At 58.5% G+C, this 24,560-nt stretch carries 14 protein-coding genes and 1 pseudogene; 10 read left to right on the top strand and 5 right to left on the bottom strand.

The features are described from left to right. Nucleotides 1-5: 5 nt before the first annotated feature. The 10 genes from dppC to PW844_RS19650 all read left to right on the top strand — a co-directional run bounded on the left by dppC (nucleotide 6) and on the right by PW844_RS19650 (nucleotide 14,855). Nucleotides 6-908 carry a dipeptide ABC transporter permease DppC gene (gene dppC / locus PW844_RS19695; protein WP_299455485.1) on the top strand — a complete coding sequence of 301 codons (903 nt, stop codon included), beginning with the start codon at nucleotides 6-8 and terminating at the stop codon, nucleotides 906-908. 12 nt (nucleotides 909-920) lie between these two features. Next, nucleotides 921-1,907 carry a dipeptide ABC transporter ATP-binding protein gene (dppD, locus tag PW844_RS19690; protein ID WP_299455483.1) on the top strand — a complete coding sequence of 329 codons (987 nt, stop codon included), beginning with the start codon at nucleotides 921-923 and terminating at the stop codon, nucleotides 1,905-1,907. Next, nucleotides 1,897-2,907, top strand: a complete 1,011-nt coding sequence (gene dppF, locus PW844_RS19685; protein WP_299455481.1) for a dipeptide ABC transporter ATP-binding subunit DppF — start codon at nucleotides 1,897-1,899, stop codon at nucleotides 2,905-2,907. The genes dppD and dppF overlap by 11 nt, the downstream gene beginning before the upstream one ends. Before the next feature lie 474 nt (nucleotides 2,908-3,381). Then, complete coding sequence (bcsO, locus tag PW844_RS19680) at nucleotides 3,382-4,140, top strand: cellulose biosynthesis protein BcsO (protein ID WP_299455479.1); 759 nt, start codon at nucleotides 3,382-3,384, stop codon at nucleotides 4,138-4,140. Further along, nucleotides 4,131-4,931, top strand: coding sequence for a cellulose biosynthesis protein BcsQ (gene bcsQ, locus PW844_RS19675; protein WP_299455477.1), 801 nt, complete (start codon nucleotides 4,131-4,133; stop codon nucleotides 4,929-4,931). The genes bcsO and bcsQ (PW844_RS19675) overlap by 10 nt, the downstream gene beginning before the upstream one ends. Before the next feature lie 54 nt (nucleotides 4,932-4,985). Further along, the gene (gene bcsA, locus PW844_RS19670; RefSeq protein ID WP_299455475.1) at nucleotides 4,986-7,091 is read left to right on the top strand and encodes a UDP-forming cellulose synthase catalytic subunit; all 2,106 of its coding nucleotides are present in this window, start codon (nucleotides 4,986-4,988) and stop codon (nucleotides 7,089-7,091) included. Further along, complete coding sequence (gene bcsB / locus PW844_RS19665) at nucleotides 7,088-9,580, top strand: cellulose biosynthesis cyclic di-GMP-binding regulatory protein BcsB (protein ID WP_299455472.1); 2,493 nt, start codon at nucleotides 7,088-7,090, stop codon at nucleotides 9,578-9,580. The genes bcsA (PW844_RS19670) and bcsB (PW844_RS19665) overlap by 4 nt, the downstream gene beginning before the upstream one ends. Before the next feature lie 11 nt (nucleotides 9,581-9,591). Next, complete coding sequence (locus tag PW844_RS19660; RefSeq protein WP_299455470.1) at nucleotides 9,592-13,395, top strand: cellulose biosynthesis protein BcsC; 3,804 nt, start codon at nucleotides 9,592-9,594, stop codon at nucleotides 13,393-13,395. Beyond that, a complete protein-coding gene (bcsD, locus tag PW844_RS19655; protein ID WP_299455468.1) occupies nucleotides 13,395-13,841 on the top strand; it encodes a cellulose biosynthesis protein BcsD in 447 nt (148 codons plus the stop codon). The genes PW844_RS19660 and bcsD overlap by 1 nt, the downstream gene beginning before the upstream one ends. A 9-nt stretch (nucleotides 13,842-13,850) precedes the next feature. Next, complete coding sequence (locus PW844_RS19650; RefSeq protein WP_299455466.1) at nucleotides 13,851-14,855, top strand: glycosyl hydrolase family 8; 1,005 nt, start codon at nucleotides 13,851-13,853, stop codon at nucleotides 14,853-14,855. A gap of 458 nt (nucleotides 14,856-15,313) precedes the next feature. On the opposite strand, the pseudogene bcsC reads toward PW844_RS19650, so the two are convergent. The 5 genes and pseudogenes from bcsC to bcsR all read right to left on the bottom strand — a co-directional run bounded on the left by bcsC (nucleotide 15,314) and on the right by bcsR (nucleotide 24,454). Beyond that, nucleotides 15,314-18,624: pseudogene (gene bcsC / locus PW844_RS19645) on the bottom strand (cellulose synthase complex outer membrane protein BcsC). Next, a complete protein-coding gene (gene bcsB, locus PW844_RS19640; RefSeq protein ID WP_299455464.1) occupies nucleotides 18,617-20,914 on the bottom strand; it encodes a cellulose biosynthesis cyclic di-GMP-binding regulatory protein BcsB in 2,298 nt (765 codons plus the stop codon). The pseudogene bcsC and the gene bcsB (PW844_RS19640) overlap by 8 nt, the downstream one beginning before the upstream one ends. An 11-nt stretch (nucleotides 20,915-20,925) precedes the next feature. Continuing rightward, the gene (gene bcsA, locus PW844_RS19635) at nucleotides 20,926-23,532 is read right to left on the bottom strand and encodes a UDP-forming cellulose synthase catalytic subunit (RefSeq protein ID WP_299455462.1); all 2,607 of its coding nucleotides are present in this window, start codon (nucleotides 23,530-23,532) and stop codon (nucleotides 20,926-20,928) included. Further along, nucleotides 23,529-24,260: a cellulose biosynthesis protein BcsQ gene (gene bcsQ, locus PW844_RS19630; RefSeq protein ID WP_299455460.1), complete on the bottom strand. Its 732-nt coding sequence runs from the start codon at nucleotides 24,258-24,260 to the stop codon at nucleotides 23,529-23,531. Before bcsQ (PW844_RS19630) ends, bcsA (PW844_RS19635) begins: the two co-directional genes overlap by 4 nt. Next, the gene (gene bcsR / locus PW844_RS19625; protein WP_084871685.1) at nucleotides 24,260-24,454 is read right to left on the bottom strand and encodes a cellulose biosynthesis protein BcsR; all 195 of its coding nucleotides are present in this window, start codon (nucleotides 24,452-24,454) and stop codon (nucleotides 24,260-24,262) included. The genes bcsQ (PW844_RS19630) and bcsR overlap by 1 nt, the downstream gene beginning before the upstream one ends. Nucleotides 24,455-24,560 lie beyond the last annotated feature (106 nt).

The raw sequence follows: 24,560 nt of genomic DNA, 5'->3' as shown, positions 1-24,560 counted from the left end.
GCATCATGTCTGCTGTTGATCCCGCAAGCGTAAGCGCTGCACCCAAGCCGATGACCCCGATTCAGGAATTCTGGCACTACTTCAAACGTAATAAAGGCGCGGTGATTGGCCTGGTCTACATCATCCTGATGCTGCTTGTCGCCATCTTCGCCGAATTTCTGGCCCCGCATGCGCCAGCTGAACAGTTCCGTGATGCGCTGCTGCACCCACCAGTCTGGCAGGACGGTGGCAGCTGGAAATTTATTCTCGGCACCGATGATGTTGGCCGCGATATCCTGTCGCGCCTGATGTTTGGTGCGCGCCTGTCACTGCTGGTGGGCTGTCTGGTGGTGGTGCTGTCGCTGATCCTCGGGGTGGTGTTCGGTCTGATGGCCGGTTACCTCGGTGGGGTGGTTGACGCCATCATTATGCGTCTGGTCGATATCATGCTGGCGCTGCCCAGCCTGTTGCTGGCGCTGGTGCTGGTGGCGATTTTCGGTCCGTCGATTGTTAATGCCGGGCTGGCGCTGACGTTCGTGGCGCTGCCGCACTATATTCGTCTGACGCGTGCGGCGGTGCTGGTGGAAGTGAATCGCGATTACGTCACCGCGTCCAGCGTGGCGGGTGCCGGTACGCTGCGCCAGATGTTCGTCAATATTCTGCCTAACTGCCTGGCACCGCTGATCGTGCAGGCATCATTAGGTTTCTCCAACGCCATCCTTGATATGGCAGCGTTGGGCTTTCTCGGTATGGGGGCGCAACCGCCGACGCCGGAGTGGGGCACCATGCTCTCCGACGTGTTGCAGTACGCGCAAAGTGCCTGGTGGGTGGTGACCTTCCCCGGAGTGATCATCCTGCTGACGGTTCTGGCATTCAACCTCATGGGCGATGGTTTGCGTGATGCACTCGACCCGAAACTCAAGCAGTAAAGAGGCACCGAGATGGCGTTATTAAATGTAGAAAAACTGTCGGTGCATTTTGGCGACGAAAAAACACCGTTCCGTGCGGTTGACCGCATCAGTTATCAGGTTGAGCAGGGCCAGGTGGTCGGAATTGTTGGTGAGTCCGGTTCCGGCAAATCCGTCAGTTCACTGGCGATTATGGGCCTGATCGATTATCCCGGCCGGGTGATGGCAGAGAAGCTGGAGTTTAATCAGCGCGATCTGCAACGCATCTCTGAAAAAGAGCGTCGTCAGCTGGTGGGGGCGGAAGTGGCGATGATCTTTCAGGACCCGATGACCAGCCTCAATCCGTGTTACACCGTGGGCTTCCAGATTATGGAAGCGCTGAAAGTGCATCAGGGCGGCAGCCGTAGCACTCGCCGTCAGCGGGCGATTGACCTGCTGGAGCAGGTGGGGATTCCCGATCCGGCCTCGCGTCTGGATGTGTATCCGCATCAGCTGTCCGGCGGCATGAGCCAGCGCGTGATGATCGCCATGGCGATTGCCTGCAAACCGAAACTGCTGATCGCCGATGAGCCGACCACCGCACTCGACGTGACCATCCAGGCGCAGATCATTGAACTGCTGCTGGAGTTGCAGAAGCAGGAGAACATGGCGCTGATCCTCATCACCCATGATTTGGCATTGGTGGCCGAAGCGGCTCAGCACATCATCGTAATGTATGCCGGCCAGGTGGTGGAAAGCGGCAAAGCGGCGGATATCTTCAAAGCACCGCGTCATCCTTATACTCAGGCGTTACTGCGCGCGCTGCCGGAATTCGCGGAGGATAAAGCGCGTCTGGCGTCGCTACCGGGTGTGGTGCCGGGCAAATATGACCGTCCGACCGGCTGCCTGCTGAATCCGCGCTGCCCCTATGTGACTGACCGTTGCCGTCGCGAAGAACCTGAGCTGCGCGATATTCCGGGCCGCCAGTCCAAATGCCACTTCCCACTGGATGATGCCGGGAGACCGACTTATGAGTCATGAAAATACACAGCAGGATTACCTGCTGCAGGCGATTGACCTGAAAAAACACTACCCGGTGAAGAAAGGTTTGTTCGGCCAGGAACGTCTGGTGAAAGCGCTTGATGGCGTGTCGTTCAACCTGGAACGCGGTAAAACGCTGGCAGTGGTCGGGGAATCGGGCTGTGGTAAGTCCACCCTTGGCCGCCTGCTGACCATGATTGAAACCCCGACGGAAGGGCAGCTGTACTGGCACGGTCAGGATCTGCTGAAGCACGATCCTCAGGCGCAGAAACTGCGTCGCCAGAAAATTCAGATCGTGTTCCAGAATCCGTATGGCTCACTCAATCCACGCAAGAAAATCAGCCAGATTCTGGAAGAGCCGCTGGTGATCAACACCACGCTGACCAAAGCGGAACGTCGCGAGAAAACGCTGGAGATGATGGCGAAGGTCGGCCTGAAAACCGAACATTATGATCGTTACCCGCATATGTTTTCTGGCGGCCAGCGTCAGCGTATCGCCATTGCGCGTGGTCTGATGCTCGACCCGGATGTGCTGATCGCCGATGAACCGGTGTCGGCGCTTGATGTGTCGGTGCGTGCGCAGGTGCTGAATCTGATGATGGACCTGCAGCAGGACCTTGGCCTGTCCTATGTGTTTATTTCCCACGATTTGTCGGTGGTGGAACATATCGCCGATGAAGTGATGGTGATGTACCTGGGACGCTGTGTGGAAAAAGGCAGCAAAGAGGCGATCTTCAGTAACCCGCGTCATCCGTATACCCAGGCACTGTTGTCGGCGACGCCGCGCCTGAATCCGGATGAGCGTCGTGAACGTATTAAACTGACTGGCGAGCTGCCCAGCCCGCTAAACCCACCGCCGGGCTGTGCTTTCAATGCGCGCTGCCGCCGCCGTTTTGGTACCTGCGTACAATTGCAGCCGAAACTGAAAACCTATGGCGAACAGCAGATTGCCTGCTTCGCTGTCGATCAGGATGAGAACCAGCCAATTACGGGCGCATAAAAGTATTATGGTGATTGTTTAAGGCCCCGAATGGGGCCTTTTTCATTTGCTCGTCTATACTTCAATAAAATTAACGCTCGAAGCATTGATTATGCAAAAACAGAAAAATTCATTACATCATTTCATCCGTCTTTGGCTGGTCTTAAAAATTCTTCTCAATGCCAGGACAAATTCTGAATTTTGTCAGGATTGTGTGAAGCTCATCACACGTATGAAAAATCCGCAGATTGCAGAGGGTTGGTGATTTTTCAGTGGGTTATAGAAATGTTATCACCGTGATTATTTCAGTTAATCGATATTAATTAATTCCGGATAATAAGCAGATGGATCGTTATATTGCTACCTTTTTTTCAATCAGAAAGATAAAACTCTTTTATTGAATGCGACGCTTTAATAATCAGAATTCTCTCACTGTGTTTAAAGGTATGTGATATATTCGCGAAAAATTCCCCCCTCCTTAACAGGCCCCTGGTCATGAAGAATTACGACGATTTGCAGCGTTTTAAGGAAAAAACGCAGACGCTGGATATCGCTTTTAAGGATATGTCTGGGCAAACGCAGGAAGCGGACCAAAGTCAGTGGGCGATTATTCGTCAGCTGGCGGCGGACGAAGATCAGGAAATCTTAGGTGGTGGCCAGCGTATTGATTTGCCGCAGCCGCAGCCGATTCGGGGTAACGAATTTACTGCTCCTGCTCCTGCTCCTGCTCCTGCTCCTGCTCCTGCTCCTGCGCCGCAACCGCAGGCGACACCCGTTGCCAGCAGCGTGCGGGGTTCAATTCTCGATAGCCTGGCAGCTGCCCCGGTAGTGACAGCTGCGCCTGCGGTGGCTGAGCCTCAGCCAGCAGCATCGCTGTTTCCACCTGAAACATCCCGGCCTACGCCGTCGATCATGCCAGTGGCACCAAAAGCGACCCATGTTGAGCGCCAGGCGACCACATCGCTGTTTCCGCCTCCGCCGCCAAAACCGGCTGAAGCCCCAGCGGCCCCTGTTCAGGCGGTTGTACCTGAACCTGCACCCTGGGTGGCGCCTGCTCCAGTGGCCCCGGCCCCGGCCCCGGCTGCCGTTGCGCCTGGGCCAGCTTTTGTATCACCGGTCGCGCCTGCGCCTCAGCCTTCTGCGGCACCGTCACGCTTTGGCGCACTATTCCGTTCACGGCCAGCTGCGCCCGCGAACCTGTCGAAAGATACACCACTGAAACCGTTACTGGAGAAGATTGCGCTATGCCGTTAGTTTGTGTGTGCTCGCCTAAAGGGGGAGTAGGGAAAACCACAATGGCAGCCAACCTGGCCTGGAGTCTGGCCCGCGCAGGCAGCAAAGTTTTGGCAATCGATTTTGACGTACAAAATGCACTGCGTCTGCATTTTGGTGTGCCGCTGCATGATGGTCGCGGCTTTGTGGCGCGCTCGGATGAGCAGGCAGACTGGAGTCAGTCGATTCTCACCACCGGCGGCAATATTTTTGTCATGCCTTACGGTGACGTCACCGAAGAACAGCGTGAGCGTTTTGAAGAGCGGCTGGCGAAAGATCCGCATTTTCTGCGGCGCGGTCTGGATACGGTGCTGAATTATCCGGGACTGGTGATCATTGCGGATTTTCCGCCTGGCCCGGGTCCGGCATTAAAGGCGATGACGGCACTGGCCGATATGCATTTAGTGGTGATGCTGGCAGATACCGCGTCCGTCTCTTTGCTGCCGCAAATTGAAAATGACCGCATGATTGGTCAGCCACTGAATAATAAACGTGGACACTATTTTGTTCTCAACCAGAGCGATAACCGCCGCAATATAAGCCGTGAAGTCACTGCTTTTATGCAGCAGCGTCTGGGGGACAATTTACTGGGTGTGGTGCACCGTGATGAAAGTGTCGCGGAGGCCAATGCGTCGCAGCAATCTGTTTTTGATTTCAGCCCTGCATCTGCGGCAGCGTTTGATATTGAGCTGGTTGCCAGACGTGTCTCCAATATCCTGAATATCACCGTGGGTAACGGCGAAGTTCAGGCACCCATTCGCAGTCATTATTAATAGTCTGGCCTTGCCAGACCGCGAATAAAAACAACACAGCTCCGCAGGTGAATCATGAGAAAACTCGGGTTTTACCTGCTGCTGCTGGTGCTTGCACCGGTCGCAGCGGTAATCATCATTACGCCGATGGATAGCCAGAAACAATATATCTTTGGCTTAATCAGCATCGGTATGATGTTTTTAATGGGCTTCAGCAAAAGCCGCAAAATAACAGTGGTGATGGTCATTCTCTCCGCGCTCATGTCAACCCGATATATCTGGTGGCGCACCACGGAGACTCTGCAATTTAATTCAGAGGTTGAAGCCATTCTTGGCATCGGCTTATATCTTGCCGAGCTTTATGTCTGGCTGATCTTAATTCTTGGCTTCCTGCAAACCACCTGGCCATTAAAACGCACCATCGAACCGTTGCCTGATGACACCAGTCTGTGGCCGACGGTGGACGTTTATGTGCCATCGTACAACGAAAGCCTTGATGTGGTTCGCGATACGGTGTTGGCGGCACAATGTATTGATTACCCGCGCGACAAACTCAAAATCTATTTACTGGATGATGGTAAGCGCAGTGAGTTTGCCATGTTTGCTGCGGATGTGGGTGTCGGTTATATCACCCGTGACGATAACCGCCACGCCAAAGCCGGTAACCTCAACCACGCGATGAAAATCACCAAAGGTGAGCTGATTTGCGTATTTGACTGTGACCACGTCGCCACCCGCACCTTCCTGCAAGCGACGGTCGGACCGTTCCTGAAAGATCCGAAACTGGCGCTGTTGCAGACGCCGCACTACTTCTACTCGCCGGACCCGTTCGAGCGTAACCTGCGCGCAGCGCGCAGCATCCCGAACGAAGGTTCGCTGTTCTACGGCCCGGTACAGCAGGGTAACGATAACTGGAACGCCACCTTCTTCTGTGGCTCCTGTGCGGTGATTCGCCGTAGCGCGCTGGAGCAGATTGGGGGTTTTGCGGTTGAAACCGTCACCGAAGATGCGCACACCGCGCTGAAAATGCAGCGTCTGGGCTGGGGTTCGGCGTTCCTGTCGATTCCGCTGGCCGCCGGTCTGGCCACCGAGCGTCTTGGTCTGCACGTTATTCAGCGTACCCGCTGGGCGCGTGGCATGACGCAGATTTTCCGCGTCGATAATCCGCTGCTGGGCCGTGGTCTGAAATGGCAGCAACGTCTGTGCTACCTCAACGCCATGCTGCATTTCCAGTTTGGTTTACCGCGCGTGGCGTTCCTGACTGCGCCACTGGCGTACCTGCTGTTTAACCTGAACATCATTCATTCGTCGGCATCGCTGATCTTCGCCTACGTATTGCCGCATCTGGTGATGTCGTTGTATGTCAACTCCCGCATGAATGGCCGTTTCCGCTACACCTTCTGGGGTGAGATTTACGAAACGGTGATGTGTTTCCACCTGGTTATCCCGACTATCCTGACCATGTTTTCGCCGAAACACGGCAAATTCAACGTCACGGATAAAGGCGGGGTACTGGATCAGGGCTTCTTCGATTTCCATATCGTGCGTCCCCATGTGATTGTGGCGGCACTGCTGACGGTGGGCATCGTGGCAGGCGTGGTACGTGCCACCATGCATAACTATTTTGGCGTGGACCCTTACGTTATCGCCCTGAACGTCGGCTGGGCGGTGTTCAGCCTGATTATCCTGATGGCGGCGATTGCGGTGGCGCGCGAAACCAAACAGGTGCGTAAAACCATCCGTATTGAGGTAGAAATCCCGGCGATTATTCACTACGCCAGCGGTATCTCGTCGCGCACCATGACCAGCAACCTGTCGATGGGTGGCGCGCAGCTCGATGCACCGGACGGTCGTCATGAGTTTGATGAAATCGAAGAGATTGATCTGCTGCTGAAATCCGGTGCTATCACCATTCCGGTGAGCAAAATTTCCGGTGACGAAGAAACCATTCGTCTGCGTTTCGAAGCCATGCCGCTGTCGCGTCGCCGTGAACTGGTGCGCGTGGTGCTGGCGCGCGCCGATGCGTGGATTCAGCCGCAGTACAAGCAGGACAATCCGTTGCTGTCGATTGGCACCATTGTGCGTACCGTTTTTGAGCTGTTCTGGCTGACATGGAAAGATCGTCGCAACAAAGGCAAGCAGGACGCTCAGCCTGCCGTGAAAGAGGACAGCGCAGCATGAAGAATCTGATGCAAACGTTGCTGGCAAGTTCGCTGGCAACCGCGCTGCTGCTGGTGCCTGCCTGGGCGGATACCTCGGCAACGGTGACGCAGGATAGCTCTGCCCTGGGACAGGTGCCCCCGCCGCAGGGGCTGGATAGCAACGCGGATGCCCAGCTTAAAGCGGCGGCAGGCAGTGCCCCTTACGCCCCGGCAGAAAATGCCCCGGCGACGGAAAACGATGCGCCTGCGGCAGCCAGCGAGGCACCGGCATCGGATATTGTGTTACCGACCCCCGCACCGCTTCCCGCTCCTGTCGCGGCACCGGTGGTGGCTGCGGCACCGCTGAATCAGCCGGTCAGCACCGTGATTTCCGTGGCGCAGATGGGCCAGCCGCAGGGGATCGTATTGACCGGCGGCCAGTTGCAATCCGGTATCGTCTTTACCCTGCCGGGTGATGAAGTGATCACCAATGCGCGCCTCAACCTGTCTCTGCGTGTCTCTGCGGCGCTGGCGTCACGTAATACCTCGCTGCAACTGATGCTTAACGGCCAGCCGCTGGGTACGCTGCCACTCGGCTCCAGCGACAGCGATGTCAGTGATTACCAGCTTGATATCCCGGCGGCGATGGTGGTGTCCAGCAACAACCTCAGCTTCAAGATTAACGACGCCGACAAATTGCTGTGCGAGAAAGATAGCGCCCGCCAGTATCAGGTGACGATTCTGCCGAAAACCACGCTGAGCATGGAAGGGCAGCAGCTGAACATCGGCACCGCCCTGCGTAACTTCCCGCGTCCATTTCTTGATCCGCTGCGTATGACGCCCGCCACCGTCACCATTGGTTTTGCCAATGATGTGGCACCGGATACTGTCAGTGCGGCGGCGCTGGTGGCTTCGTGGCTGGGTATTCAGTCGGATTACCGTGGCATTCGTTTCCCGGTGGTGCGCGGCGATCTGCCGGAACACAACGGCATTCTGTTTGGTCATCCGGGCGATAAAATCGGCCCGCTGACGTTCCCGGCCGCCAACGGCCCGACCCTGCAAATGGTTGATAACCCGATCAACCCGGTGTACAAGCTGCTGCTGGTGAGTGGCGCGGATGATGCGCAGCTGCGTCAGGCGGCGAACCGTCTCACCACGCATCCGCTGACCACCGATGCCAGCAGCATGAATGTGCAGACGCAGCCGATTGGTTTGCGTAAGCCTTATGATGCGCCGCGCTGGATTAACACCAGCCGTCCGGTGCGTCTGAGTGAGCTGCTGCGTAAAGATCAGAGCCTGACCACCACCGGCATCTGGCACGACGCGCTGAGCGTGAACTTCCGCGCCGCGCCGGACCTGTTTATGTGGGACGGCGACACCATTCCGGTGAACCTGCACTATCGTTTCCCGTCGGAAAGCTGGATCGACGAGAACAACTCGTTCCTCAACGTGATGCTGAACGGCACCTTCCTGCGTAACCTGACGGTGAACAAAGTCGGCCTGCTGGAGAGCGCATGGCACCGTCTGGGTGGCGATGCACGCCAGGAAAACTACACGCTGAAGCTCGATCCCTATCTGATTTACGGGGATAACCAGTTGGCGTTGTACTTCAACATCAAGCCGAAAGCGGATGCCCCTTGCGGTGTGTTGCTGAACAACAACATCAAGAGCCGCATTGAAGATGACTCGTCGATCGACCTGAGCCATACGCGTCACTTCACCATGCTGCCGAACCTGTCGTACTTCGTTGGTGCATCCTTCCCGTTCTCGCGTCTGGCCGATTTCGCCCAGACCACGCTGATGCTGCCGGAGAAACCGAGCGACGCGGAGATCTCCACCCTGCTGGATATGGCGGCCCGTGCCGGTAACGCCACCGGCGTACCGCTGGCGCAAAACCAGGTGCTGTTCGGCATGCCGAATGGCGGCACCAATCTGACGCGTCTGGAGCACAGCGATCTGCTGGCGGTGAGCACCACGCAAAACAGCGCCTTTAACCAGGCAATGCTGGCGGGGACACCTTATGAGACCAGCGGCAATACGCTGGGGGTGAAGGACCCGACTACCTGGGACAAGCTGCGTGGCTGGCTGACCGGCGACTGGTATCGCCAGCAGCTGGATGCCGATCGTTACTTCTCTTCGAATGAAGCCTGGCGCGGCTTTCTCAGCTATCGCTCGCCGTGGAACCCGGATCGCCTGGTGGTGATGACGGTCGCCACCAGCGATGACCAGCTGACACGTCTGCATAACGACCTGAACTCGGCACGGATTAACGCGGGTATTCGCGGCGACACCGCCATCATCACCGATGAAAACGGTATCCGCAGTTTCCGCGTCGGACCCCAGTTCCCGAGTGGTGAAATGCCCTGGTACATGATGGTGGTGTGGTATGCCAACCAACACTCGGTGCTGATGGCACTGGCCGCGTTGCTGGTATCGGCACTGGTGGGGGGAAGCGCCTGGGCGATGCTGAAACGTCACGCCTGGCGACGTCTCAATCCGCAGGGTGATAGCAAGTCCGGCAAGAAGTAAGGATAAAAACAATGAAAAAACATCTGATTAGCGCCGGTATTCGCCACGCCCTGATTCTGGGTGGGGCACTGACACTCTCTCAGCCGCTGCTGGCGGCCGAGAGTACTAACCCTGCGCTACAGGCGCTGTTTGATCAGGCGGCTTACTGGCATCAGAAAGCGCATGACGACCTGGCGCAGGCTTCGCTGCAGAAAGTGCTGATGGTGGAACCGAATAACACTCAGGCACTGTATCTGCTGGCGCTTTACGCACAACAAAGCGGTGATAACGTGGCGGCTTCACAATGGCGCGCGCGCCTGAGCCAGGTATCACCGAACGATAGCCATCTCACTGAGCTGGACAACGCGCGTCAGCTGCAAAGCATTCCACAATCGCAGCTGTCACTGGCACGTCAGCAGGCGCGCAGCGGCAATATCGCCGCCGCGTTACAGACCTGGCGCAACACCTTCAGCGGCAACGAGCCGCCGCCGAGCGTAGCAGCCGAATATTATCTGACCATGGCGGGTGACCGCACGCTGCTGCCGCAGGCCGTTGAGGCGCTGCGTCAGTTCGCTGCCGCGCATCCGCAGGATACCGGGGCCAGACTGGCGCTGGGCAAGGCGATGACGTATCAGGAATCCACCCGTCGCGAAGGGATCGATGTGCTGGCAAGTATGGCGGATGGCAACAAAGACGCCGACCGTTCGCTGCGCCAGGCGTTGTTGTGGCTGGGGCCGCAGGCAGCCGATGCCTCGCTGTATCAGACCTGGCAGCAACGTCACCCGCAGGACAACGCGGTGATGGATTACTACCGTAAAAATGTCGGCGGTGCCGAAAAAGGCGCAGGCTTTACCGCCCTCAACAGCGGTGATGTTAGCAGCGCCCAGAACAACTTCGAAAAAGTGTTGCAGGCGAACCCGCAGGATGCCGATGCGCTGGCCGGTATGGGCTACGTGGCGCAGCGTGCCGGACGTTATTCCGAGGCCGCCGATTACCTGACGCGCGCTGCGCAGCTGGGTGGCGATCAGAGTGCAACGCGCCAGAAACAGGCCACCGATGCGCGCTTCTACGCGCAACTGGCGACCGCACAGCAGGCGCTGAAAAATGGCGACAGCGCCCAGGCGTTGGCACTCAGCGAACCGCTGACTCAGGCCGCTGGCGAGCAGGGCACCTCGGCCAAATTGTTTCGTGCGGATGTGTTGCGTCGTACCAATCAACTGCCACAGGCAGAGCAGACTTACCGTTCGATCCTGCAAGGTGACCCGGATAACCGTAACGCCAAAGAAGGGTTGTTCTATGTGCTGCGCCAGCAGAACCGCAGCGCAGAGGCCAACACCCTGCTGGGATCGTTGCCGGAAAGCGTGCGTCAGAGCGTGGCACCGCGCGGCAGCAGCACCGACCCGATCCGTCAGCAGGCGAAGCGGGAACTGGCGGCAGGCAACAACGCGGCGGCGATTGCCACCCTGCAACAGGGTATTGCGCGTTTCCCTGACGATGGCTGGCTGCGTCTCGACTTAGCGCGCATCTATCGTGGGCAGGGCGACAGCATGATGGCGGCAAATATTATGCAGCCAGCGATGCGCACCGGTGCCAGCACCAATGAGCTTTACGCCGGTGCTTTGAATGCCAGCGAAAGCGGTGCCTGGCAGCAGGCCAGCCTGTTGCTGTCGCGTATTCCCAACAGCAGCAAAAGCAGCGATATGCGTGAGCTGGCGCAACGCGTCAACTTCAACCTGCAAATGAACACCGCCGATCAGTATCTGGCGCAGGGTTCCAATGCCGCCGCCGCCAATACCCTGCGCGCGCTGGCGTCCAGTCCGCCTGCTAACCCGGTGGATGCGGGGAACCTGGCGCAGAAACTGGCGAAAGCCGGGGACCTCACCACGGCAGTTTCAGTGGTGCGCAGTAATATGCAGCGTGGCGTGCAGGGCAACGCCGGTGATTATGCCGCCCAGGTGGCGGTACTCAATCAGGCCGGCCTGACTACCGAAGCGCAGAGCTTCCTCAGCAGCCCGGAATTGCAGGCGCGCAGTACGCCAACCCAGCTGGCCGGTATTCGTAACGGCTACGTTATCAACGAAGTGGATCGCCTGCGCGAGCAGAAACAGTACGCTGCCGCCTATGACAAGCTGGTGGGTGCGTTGCAACATGATCCGCAGAACCGCGACCTGATGTTTGCGATGGCGCGTCTTTATCAGTCCGGCAAGATGAATAAAGAAGCGGGCGTGGTGTATGACTACCTGATGACTCAGGACACCCCGACTCAGGATGCGCGCGAAGGGGCCATCAACGTGGCGCTGGCGCAGAACGACGTGCAGCGCGCCAATACCCTGGCGCGTGGCCTGCGTAATGAGCAGACACCGGATCGCCTGTTGCTGCTGGCGCGGGTGGCGGAAGCCAACGGCGAGCACAGTCAGGCGATGAGCTATCTGCGTAGCGCACGCGGCCAGCTGATTGGCTTGCAGGGCGCGCAATCCGGCAGCGTGCCGACCGTGGGTGGTCTGGCGCTGGCCGACAACCCGTTTATCAACCGCAGCACTTCACCGGTGGGACGCACCCCGTCCAGCTATGGCGCGGTGATGCCGTGGCAATCCGCCCCGGATGCGACCAGCAGCGCCAGTGGCGTGACGCTGGCCAGCAATACTCCGGCGGTGCAGCAGAGCCGCACGCTGCGCCAGATCGACGACATGATGGACGATTTGCAGGAGAAAACCGGTACCTGGACGCAGGGTGCCGTGCAGGTTCGTGGGCGTGATGGCGAATCGGGTCTGAGTAAGCTAACCGAAGCCAAAGCACCGCTGACCTTCTCCACCGTGCCGTTCGGCGATTCACGTTTCGACTTCACCATGACGCCAATTTCTCTGTCGGCGGGCAGTGCGGCTGGCGATGCATGGCGTCGCTTCGGTACTAACTCGCTGATTCAGGGCGCGGTGGTAGCGGCGGGTGATGCCGAAGTTACCGATGTGCCGTCCTCCTCGACAAATTCGCAGAAAGGCAACGGGGTTGAGCTGAATCTGGCACTGAAAGGCGACAGCTATAAAATTGACCTCGGCAGTACGCCGCTCGGCCAGGATCTGAGCACGATGGTAGGTGGCGTGCAATGGTCGCCGAAACTGACAGATTTCCTGACGCTGATCCTGACCGGTGAGCGTCGTGCGGTGACCGATAGCCTGCTGTCGTACGTGGGAGCAGAAGATACCGCCACCGGTAAGAAATGGGGTCAGGTGACGAAGAACGGCGGCAACGCGCTGCTAAGCTACGACAACGGCGACGCCGGTTTTTATGTTGGCGGCGGTGCCTACAGCTATCTGGGTGAGAACGTCGCCAGCAACAATAGCGTGCAGGCCACAGCGGGAGCTTATGTGCGTCCGTTCCACTACGATGACCGCGAACTGAAAGTGGGGATGAGTCTGTCGTGGATGGATTTCTCGAAAAACCTCAGCTACTTCAGCTATGGTCAGGGCGGTTACTTCAGCCCGCAGAACTACGCGTCGATCTCATTCCCTATCGACTTCTCGCGTAAGTTTGACGACCTGAAGGTGAATATTGGCGGCTCGATTGGTTACCAGTCCTACAGCCAGGATCGGAGCGCCTATTTCCCGAACGATCCGACATTGCAGGCAGAGCTGCAGGCACTGGCGGATGCGGGCGACGTCAAGAGCGCTTACTACGATGGCGACAGCAAGAATGGTATTGGTTATAACCTGCACGCCGGTGCGGATTATAAGATCAATAGAGATCTCACCGTGGGTGGTCAGTTAGGTTATGACACCTTCGGCGATTACAACGAGACCACCGCGAATCTGTACTTCCGTTACATGTTCGGAGACAACTAATGAGTGAGCAATTGGCAGCGCGTGTCAGCCATCCGCATCAGCCGGGCTGGTTTGATCTGGTTAGCGTGATGGTTGAAGGCATGCTGGATAATGCCGGTGAGGAAGCCGAAGGTTTCCTGAATCAGGTGGGCGAATCACTGGCTGCACGCTATCCTTTGCCGGAGGCGCGCACCGTGCAGGATCTGGAGCGTGAAATCAATTTGCAGCTGGCGCGTTTTAGCTGGGGTTTTGCCCAGTTACAACCGATAGAAAACGCCATTCTGATTCAGCACCATGCGTTACCGGTGGGTGACAGCCTGGTGGACGCGGAACGCTGGCAGCTGGCTTTTAGCGCGGTACTGGCGGGTGTCTATGCCCAATGGTTGCAGGCGCAGGGTGGCAGCGCAGCCGTTCCGGTTACCCTGGAAAAACTTGATGGCGGCACGCTGCACTACCGATATCAATAGGATGCTGAGATGAGAGTTAAGCCGTTCTGGCGTCAATGGATGCTGTGTTTGATGGTGATGTTTTTTAGCGCCCAGGCGGCCGCAAATGGCTGGAGTACCTTCAAGAGTCGCTTTATGAGCAGTGATGGCCGCATCATCGATACGGCCAACAACAATGTCAGCCATACCGAAGGCCAGGGCTACGGCATGTTGCTGGCGGTGGCGAATGACGATCGCGCCACCTTTGATAAGCTGTGGCAGTGGACGCAGCGTCATCTGCGCAATCCGCAAAACGATCTGTTTTACTGGCGTTACACGCCGGGTGCTGCCGATCCGGTTGCCGATAAAAATAATGCCTCCGATGGCGATGTGTTGATTGCCTGGGCGTTGCAGCGTGCGGCGCAGAAGTGGGGTGGCAATTATCAGCAGGCCTCGGACCGCATTCAGCGCGCGATCGTGAAGGATAACGTGATGACCTATGCCGGGCATACCGTGATGTTGCCGGGCGCGCAGGGTTTCAATAAAACCAGCTTTATCGTGCTCAATCCCTCCTATTTCCTGTTCCCCGCCTGGCGTGAGTTTGCCGAGCACAGTCATCTGCGCGTGTGGAATCAGTTGATTGACGATGGCATGGATTTGCTGGGAGATATGCACTTTGGCAAAAGCGGTTTGCCGCTCGACTGGGTGGCGCTGAATGCTGATGGTTCGGTGGCGCCGGCGGTGGGGTATTCCAATCGCTTTAGCTATGACGCGATTCGTATCCCGCTCAATATCTGGTGGTATGATCCGCAGAGCCTGCATCTGGTGCCGTTCCAGCGCGTCTGGCAGGGCTATGGTCGCTTAACCACGCCAGCGTGGTTTGATGTGCTGGCGAACACGCCTGCGCCTTATAACCTCGATGGCGGTTTGCTGGCGATTCGTGATTTAACCCTGAGCGAAACCGGGTATCTCAGCGACCGGCTGGCTGCGGATCAGAATTACTTTTCGGCGAGCTTGCAACTGCTGGTCTGGATGGCCTATCAGGAAAGGCGCTGACGCGTAGGGGTTGTTTTCGGATCGAGATAGTTTCGTTCGCTATAGGCTGAAGTAGTTTCAGTTCGCTGGTGCGGCGACCGAGCAAAGGGGGAATGGCCTCCCCCTTTGCATTCCCCGGCTCTGCGCCGCCTGCCTCGCCGCTTCGCGGTCCCTTCGCTTACTCACGCTTCCGACGGACCGGCGTCGATTCGCTCCTGCTCAACGCCGCCTTTCGCCGCATCCATGCGGCTCACCCTGGAATCGTTCCCGCGCTCAGCGAGTTCGGATGGCGCTCACACCCCCGCTGCCCTAGCCATGCCGGTCTTTGGTTTTTCTTTTGCTGTTTGTTTTTATTCGATGGTCTTGCAGGCGGGGGTGTTGGCGGCCCTGAAACTGCCTAAAGCCTGGCGGGCGGAACCCCTGCGGAGCTAAACCGCTGCTGGCGGACGAAGCCCCTGCGGAGCCAGACTACTGCATCGCTACTTAAAATCCGCGTAGGGGATCAACGGCTGTGGCGGCATATCCATATCCCCGTTCCAGCCCGCCATCGAATACCGCACATACAACAACCCATGACTCGGGGTGTAATCCTTCGCCTGCTGAATATCCATCGCCACGCCAACAAACCAATGCGGCGTTAATCGGCGTTCCACAATCGCCTGCAAGGTATAACCCACACCGCTGCCGGAGCTGCTGTCCGACATCGGGTTCGATGCCAGTACAAAGCCTGGATTGACCGGGTAACGTTGCTGCGCGTCGGTCTGCGAATGCGACCACGACAGCGATCCGCCCAAATCAAATGACCAGTTTTCGGTGCGCTGACGCCAGGTGACCGGCACCGAGAACGACAAATATTGCTGTGGGCTGTAGTAACCGCCCTGACCAAAGGTGTAATCACTTAAATCCTTCTGGTAGTGCCACAGCATCGTGTTCAAGCCAACCGTGGCGCGGCGATTGTCCTCGTTAATCAGCTTGTAGTAATAACCGGCCATCAAACGTTCACGGGTGTTATCCGCGACGTTTTCACCGGTGAGCTGATGCGCACTGAGATCGGCCCATACCCCGTGTGCGCCGCCCTGATCGTAACTCAGACCGAGCGAACCGCCGGTGGCGACCACGCCGCCCCAGGTTTTGCCGCCGTTGGTGGCCGGATCGCGCGCACCGGCATATGCCAGCAGCGAACTGGCAATCGGACGACGTGAAGCCGTCAGTGTCACGCCGATATCATCGACATCGGTTTTCCAGCTCAGGCCGCCAACCCAGTTGGTCACCTCAAAACCGAGCGGGGTGGTGCCCACGTCGGCTGACCAGCGATCGTTATGCCAGCCAATACCCAGCGCGGTGCCTTCGGCACGCTGAGTAAAATCACGGCGACAGCCGCCACCGAGTTGTCATCGTTACAGCTGCCGAAACGGTCGTTGTGGCTGCCGTTCTCCGTCGCAAAGGTGCCGGCCGAAACCAGCACATGATCGACGCGTACAAAGCTACGACCATCAGCAAGCGGCGTTTCCGCCTGCATCATGGTGGTGTGGGCGGTGAAGTCTGAGCGTCCGCCGCTGCCTTTATCGCGTGAGTAATCCTGTTCCAGCGTGAAGGTGGTGTCCTGCTGACGATAAAGATCGGCGGCATCGCTGCGGATACCGCGCTTCAGCCAGTCATCATCCGGCTGGTTACGGGTTAACCGGGTGTAGCTGTCATTATCTGTGGGGACGACGTCGCTGATACCGCTGGCGGCCATCGCCTGGCGATAGTCCTGCTGCGCCTGGGCGGGCTGTTGCCGCTGCGTTTCCAGCCGTGCGGCATCGCGATACACCAGTGCTTTCCCCTGCGACGGCGCTTCGTTGGCCGCACGGTTTTTCAGCTCGCTAAACAGCTGCTGCGCTCGCTCGCTGTCGCCGCTGTTCTGCCAGGCAAGCGCCACGCGACGGCCACTGTTGAGGCTTTCCTGCGCCACGCTGGCCGGTAATTGCTGCAACGCCTGGCGTGCTTCCTGTGGGCGATGCAGTGCCAGCAAGGCTTCGATACGTCCCAGCGCGGCGTCATTGTTGTGTGCATCCTGTTGCAGCACCTGCTGATAAGCCGCCAGCGCACTGCGCGCATCGCCGCGCTCCAGCGCCCGGTCGGCGCGGGCGAGGACTTTCTGCTGATGAAGGCGCTCAGCCAGCCCACGCATATTGTCATCCCAGCGCGCCTGCGGCAGACGGTTGAGCGCCGCCAGCGCGGTGTCATCCTCATCACCGGAGGACAGCCACAGTGCCTGCGCGTAGGCAGCGCCAGGGTCCTGCGGATGCTGGTGCACCATATTGTCGATGACTGCGCGGCCCTGGGCGGCTTCCCCGCTGTTGCGCAGTGCCCCCGCCAGCCGGTACGACAACCAGATGTCGTCAGGAATCACCAGCGCTGCCTGGCGATACTTCACCACCGCCTGATGCCACTGGCCCTGTTGTGCCAGCGCATCCGCTTCGGCGAGCAGGCGGTCACGGCGCAGCGCCGTCAGACGGCGTTGCGCCGTGCTGTTGCTGCGATCCATTCGCTGCGCCTGCTGCCAGTATTGTTCCGCCTGCGCGCTGTTGTGGCGTGCCTGCGCCACATCGCCCAGGCCAATCAACGCCCAGCTGTCGCGACTGTCGATGGCCTGGGCGTAGCGATATTGACGTTCCGCCCCGGCGATATCGCCTTTCTTCAGGGCGTTATCCCCGTTGTTGATCGCCAGCCAGTAACGGTTGGTTTGCAGCAACGATTGCCATTTGCCCACCTGAGTACTGGACTGGCCGTTTTTGATCGCTTTTTCCAGCCAGCTAATGGCGGCGGCACGGTTATTGGCGCGCGCCTGGGCCTGGCCCATCGCGCCCATCAGTTCGGCATCGTCAGGTGTGGCTTTCAGCGCTGCGCTCAATGAGGCAATCGCCCCTGCGCCACCGCCAGCATCGACCAGCGCCAGCCCACGCATGCGCTGACGGTACGCCGGATCGGCCAGCAGTTTTTGCTGCCGTGCCAGCTCCTGCTGTCCGCGCTGTTGCGCATCGCCGGAGGTAAAAATGCTGAGATATTGTTGCAGACTGGCGACGCTGCGATCGCTGACCGGCTGATTCTGAATCTGTTGCAGCCAAAGCTCGGCGGCGGCATCACGGCCACCATCGCGTTTGGCGAGGCTGCGCAGTTGCGTCAGCGCGTCACCCGGCTGATTGTTATCAAACGCCATGCGCGCCAGTTGCAGTTCCACGCCAATATTGCCGGGGTAACGCTGCTCCAGCGCCTGCAACTGACGGTACGCCGTCATCTGCTGGCCGGGCAGACGCGCCACCAGTTGCCAGTACTCCAGCTCGGTGGTGACATCCGGGAAGACGCCGTGAAATAGCGTGTCCCAGGCAGCTTTGGCTTCAGGGAGGCGGCCCGCAGCCGCCAGCAGTCGTGCCTGTTGCAGCTGCTGGCGGCCAACGCTTGTGGTCAACGCCAGACCGGCTGCGGATTCCCGGGCGGCAGCGGATTGTGGTGCCACACGTTTCAGTTCATCCAGCAACTGCCTGGCTTTGGTTTGATCTCCCTGACGCAGCGCCATACGGATCTGCGCCGCCAGCACCTGGGGATTATCAGGGTCGATTTTTTCCAGCCGGTACAGCGACTGCTGTACCAGATCGTACTTGTTGGTCGATTCACCGGTGCGAATCTGCATCAGCAGCCATTCGACCGGCGACACCTGCGGGCCAGCCGGGGCGGCGACCGCACCTGCCAGCATGCCTAGCGTGCTGCCCAGCAGCAAGCTGACCCGCAACGCGCGTGCTTTATTCATCGTCTTCGTCTTCAGCCAGACGACGGCGACTCACCATACGCATCAGACGCCATGTCATCAGCGCAAACAGCAGCACAACCAGGGTCGCGCACACCGCCAGCCACACCGGATGGGTCGCCAGCATGTTCCACAGACGCTCCCACCATGGCAGGTGGCCGACGTAGTAGGTATCGCCGACGCGCAGGCTGTAAACGCCTGATTCACGGATGATCGAGGCGGCACCAAAAATGGCGGCGCGTTTGCCGCTGTCCTGCATCGCGTTGTTGAGCAGATCCCAGCCGCGCGGGCTGTCGGCCAGCAGCGCCACTACGCTGCGCTGATCAAAGAGCGGAGACTGGAAGCCGACAATCACCCCCATTGGCCCGCGTGAGCTGATGGTGGTCTGGCTTTCGACAGCGCGGTCAGCGGCGGAGGCGCGAATATTCGGTGCGCTGACCTGGCGGGTTGGCATATTGATCCAACTGCGGGCGGCAGCGACCAGAGCGTTGATCTTGCGGTCGTCCTGGAGATCGTCCGGGATGCTGCCGATCATCAGCAGATCGGCATCGGTGTTTTTCGCTTTGCTCCAGTCATCGCTGACCTGCACGCGCAGCGCCGGATAACCGGTTTGCGCACCGATGCTGCCAATCGCATTCAGCAGGGTGGTGACTTCGCTGTTGTTCGGTTTCGGCTGCACCAGTACCAGCGTCTGCGCCAAATCGGCGTAGCGGCTGTACGGGAAGCCCGCGTTGGCCCAGGCGCGCAGCGACGGCATTTCGATGTAATGACGATAGCCGGAGAAATCGATGCTGGAGTGATCATCAATCACTACATGATGGTCAACGGCGGTGACGGTTTCGCAGCGTCCATCGGCGGTGCCGCCAATAAAGGTGTTGGCGTAGTCGAAGTTGAAACGCAGCTGGTTAACCACGCCAAGGCGCAACGCCGGAATGGTCAGCTGACGGCTGCTATCCTGCAACCCCTGAATCAGCGGAATGTGCAGCATCTGCTTCGCTGCGGTGTCTTTCGGCGTCAGCGGGTAATCCTGCATAAACTGGTTGTTCAGATGAACCGCCAGACGCGAGCCATCCTGTTGAATCGGCGAGGTGTAGCGGTAAATCAGGTCCATATCGATACCGCGCGCGCGTACCAGGAACAGATCGGGTGGCAGGTTGAGCGTCAGGGCGATCGGGTTGGGTTGCAGGCCGTCTGCCTGGAGCTGGTTCTGGTACTGCGTCAGTTCGCCAAAGGTGGTGCGACGGTCGGTGCGTACCCAGTTCGGCGCATCGTAGGCCTGGCGCGGTGCCAGCAGTTTGACGTTATCCACCGTCGAGCTATCGCCGCGCAGTAGCAGTTCACCCTGAGCAATCCCTTCCACCGCCGTCAGCAAATCTTTGTCATCGCGGCCAAGGATCAGCAGCATTTTCTCATACGGATTATCCGGCTGGCTGACCATCGTCACCGTGGGTTTATCCACCGGTGGCATATCCTTCAGGAAATCGGGGCGTTGGTCGTTGGTGGCGAACACCACCGCGTGCTGTTCCTTCGGCAGCTGGTTATACAGCACCGGGAAGGTCTGGCCGCGCCATTGCGCTTTGCTGCCAAAGTAAGAGGCGAGGATGGCAGCGGCGCGCTGTTGTTGCAGGTCTGGTGCGCTGCGGAACACCATCGGCAGCTGCAACGGTCGGCTGTCGCGGCTATCAAAGAAAGGTTCCGGGAAATGCGACAGATCGTTTTTCAACGGCAGCTTTTGCAGCGTCAGGTCGAGCTTGCTCTCTTTACCGATATCCAGCCAGATGGTGCTGTTGGCCGGGTTTTCGCACACGTTGGCGTAATGGCCGACCAGTTCCAGTCGTATGCGGTTAAAGTCGCCGATAAAGCGCGGATCAATCGCCAGCTGAGCCTGGTTCTCTTTGCCAAGCTGATCGGCGGTGAGGGTGATCAGGCTGACCAGTTCATCGTTGAGATAGACCTTAAGCTGCGACAGCGTCGGGATTAACGCCGGTGACGGACGATAGTTGAGGGTCAGCAGTGCGCGTGTCACCACTTCATCACTGCGCACGCCAAATTCAATCTGACTGGTTGGCACCGTGCCGCGTAACGTCATGCTGCCCGGCGGTGGCGCAACCTGATTGAACAGCAACTGGCTGGCACGCAGCGGCGCATTCGGCATCAGCAGGTCATTTGCCACCGGCAGCGCGGTCTGAACTGCGGCCTGGGGCGCAACCGGGGCGGCGGGCTGCGGTACGGCCTGCGCCACAGTGGCGGTGCCCAGCAGCAGGGCGGTGAACCAACTCAGTTTTCTCGTCATGGTCATATCACTTAATGAGTGTTTTCTGTTTTCACGCGGCCAATACCCTGCGGCAGCAGTGATGCCAGCCAGCCCAGAAGTCGGGTGAGCAGGCTGAATAAACGACGCAGCTGCGGCGGCCCGTACTCCGCCAGACGCAGATAGCCTTTAAAGCCCAGCACCATAATGTCGGCGAGGCTTTGCACCGGTTTGTCTTCCGGGAATCCGTCCTGCCACAGCGCCCAGGTATCGGCGCGGGCAAAGGTACATTGAATAAATTCAATGTGTTGTTCGGTGGTGAGTTGATGCAGGCGGATACCGGCGCGGCGACCGAATACGCGTTGCACCTGGCAGGGGAAGCTGAACTCCTGCTGACCGCGACGCAGCAGCAGCCATACCGGCTCCTCTTCCTGCAACGCATCCGCTTCGCGTAGCTCTACGCCGACGCCACCGTCCGAGTAGTCACGCAGCGTGCACGGCACCATATGACCATCTTCACGCGCAATGGCGGCGGGCATGGCAATCTCGACGCGATGGGCTTCGCGAATCTGCCGGGCTTCAACCGACACCGCCACCGCACCGCCAAGGATGACCATGTTGTAGAGCACCCAAACCAGGCTGACCCAGATGGTGAGGATTTCGTTGGACGGACCGTAAGCCATGCGCCAGAAGGCCATTACGATGCCTGCCAGATTCAGCAGCACCAGAATCATGTAGGGTTTGGTGATCACCCAGTCGAGATGGCGTTTTTCCACCAGACCACCCTTGGCGGTGACATTGAATTTACCTTTATGTGGATTAAACAGCGCCACCGTGGTGGGGCGGGCGATATACCAGGCCAGCACTGTTTCATACACTTCACTCCAGAATGAGTGCCGCCAGCGTCCCTGAATACGCGAGTTGGTCAGACTGGTGTGCAGCATATGTGGCAGCACGTAGATGGCAATCGCCAGCGCCGGAGCGTAGATGATGTAGGCGTGGCACAGCAGGAATGCCAGTGGGGCCAGCAGAAAGATCAGCCGCGGAATACCGGCAAGAAAATGCAGCATGGCGTTGGCGTAACACAGGCGCTGCACCAGTTTTAGCCCTTTACCGAACAGCGGGTTATCCAGACGGAAAATCTGCACCATGCCGCGCGCCCAGCGAATGCGCTGGCCGATATGCGCCGACAGGCTTTCGGTCGCCAGCCCGGCAGCCTGCGGGATGCGGATATACGCCGAGGTATAGCCGCGGCGGTGCAGGCGCAGCGAGGTGTGCGCATCTTCGGTGACGGTTTCCACTGCGATGCCGCCAATCTCATCCAGCGCGCTACGACGCAGCACTGCACAGGAGCCGCAGAAAAACGCCGCGTCCCAGGTATCGTTGCCATCCTGCACCAGACCATAAAACAGCGAACCTTCATTCGGCGTTTGACGGAAGCGTCCGAGGTTGCGCTCAAAAGGGTCGGGGGAGAAGAAGTGGTGCGGCGTCTGCAACATCGCCAGCTGGTGATCTTGCAGGAACCAGCCCATAGAGAGTTGCAGAAACGAACGGGTCGGCACATGGTCGCAGTCAAATATCGCCACGTAGTCACCCCGACAGCGGGTTTTCAGCGCATGGTTGATGTTGCCCGCTTTGGCATGTTCATGGGTCGGGCGTACCACGTATTGCACGCCGACCGCGGCGGCAAACTCGCGGAACTCGTCACGCGTACCGTCATCGAGAATATAGATAGTCAGCTTATCCCGCGGCCAGTCGATGCCCATGGCGGCATAGATGGTCGGTTTCACCACGCTAAGCGGCTCGTTATAGGTCGGCACAAGGATATCGACGCTCGGCCAGCTGGAAATATCCGCAGGCATGGAAAGCGGCTGGCGATTGAGTGGCCATAACGTCTGGAAATAGCCGAGTACCAGTACCGTCCATGAGTAGGTTTCCGCGCCAATCAGCAGCAGACCAAAGGCGAGGCTGAGAGGATCGTCCCAATTAAGGGTTTCGGTATAACGCCACCACAGATAACGGCAGGAGACGGTGAGCGACAGCACAATCAGCATGATGGTCGACAGTCGTCCTGGTACGCGGCGTACCAGCATCGCCAGGCTCCACAGCAACAGCACGAAAACAAACTGCGTCATGATGCCGAATGGCTGTGAAATACACAGCAACGCCAGCAGGCTGGCGGCAATCGCGGCGGTAATAAACAGCAGCTGGCGCAGACGCGGTGGTAAGCGCTGCAGACGCTGTTCGCAACGCAGGGTCAGACGATGCTGCTCCAGCCTGGTCGGCAGCGCGCCAAGCCAGCGGTACAACTGCTGACGCCAGCGGAACAGCGGCTGAAACGCGTTGAAGCGCTGACGCTCGCTGCGCGGGTTGTCATCCAGTGGCAGCACCAGCAGCAGCCACAGGCTTTGCAACAGATAGCGCAGGAAATCGAGCGGACGCGGACGCTGTGGAGAAATCTGCGGATAGTAACGCTGACGCTGTTGCAGAATACGCTGCCAGCCCGGCGTTTCCAGGCGCAGCAGAGACCAGGCCAGCACACACCACATCAGATGCAAAATGATGGTCGGCCAGCCGGCACCGTGCTGGCGAGCTGATTGGGCGCGCTGTTGCAGCGCCTGCCACGCCTGTGGCACCAGCAACCAACGCAACGGATTCATTTATCCGATCCCGGTACGTTGAGCAGCAGCCAGTTGGCCAGGGTGTTTATCTCTTCGCTGGCGAGGGCGTGCGGGCGATATTCACCCACCGGCTGCTTCATCATCAGCGCTTCTGCCAGCGCCTCATCCCGATGGATCACCTGGGGAATCAGGTTGTTCAGCGAACTGATCCACAGCTGATGCAGATCCTGTTGAAGTCTGCTGTTGGCGTTGAACTGGTTGATTAAAAACAGGGTGTGCGGCAAAAAATGTGGATGATGCAGACGCAGCTGGCAGTTGGCATCCGGGGTCAATACCTGCACCAGCCGGTCTGCGGCGTGCAGAAAAGGCAGATGCCAGAGCGACACATCCGCCGGGATATCCATAATCAACCAGCGGTATTGTGATTGCAGTGACGGTAAAGCATTAAGCAAAGGTTCAGCAAATTTCTCTCCGGCAGTGCGAATGCTTAACCCCTGCTGATGGGTTAATGCGCCGAATGGCAGGAAATCCAGCCCTGGCAGGTAACGCTGTGCCTGGTGTTGCCACGGTTGATTAGCGAGCAGTGCGGGTGCCCAGCCAGCTGGTTCCGTGATGGGAAGATTAAAGTGAATAGCCAGTTGATTTGCAGGGGAAAGATCGATGACCAGCACCGATTCCTGCAATGCGTTCAGCGCCCAGCCGAGCGCGGCGCAGAGCGCAGTGGCACCACAGCCGCCGCGCAGCCCCTGGAGAGCAATGACCGCCATTAGCGTTCAGGCTCCTGTGCGGCCGTTAATTCCTGAAGTAGCGGCCAGCATGACACCAGGGTATTCAGACGTTCTGCGCGGGCAATATCAATGTAGCGAAATGCCTTTAACGAAAAGGCCTCACTCAGGGCATTTATGTCATCCTGCTCGCCACTGGTATGTGATACCAGCGAAAAGGCATTTTCTGTTTTCATTACTTTTTTGCCACCGGAAAAACGACAACGGATGAAAAATGGTTATATTTATTTGAGATAAGTTTAGCGTTGACAAAAACGTTAAACACCCACACAGATCAATGTG

The organism is Pantoea sp. (assembly GCF_028283705.1).
GTDB lineage: Bacteria > Pseudomonadota > Gammaproteobacteria > Enterobacterales > Enterobacteriaceae > Pantoea.
The sequence above is the reverse complement of the archived record's forward strand: the minus strand, read 5'-3'. Positions and strand labels throughout refer to the sequence as shown.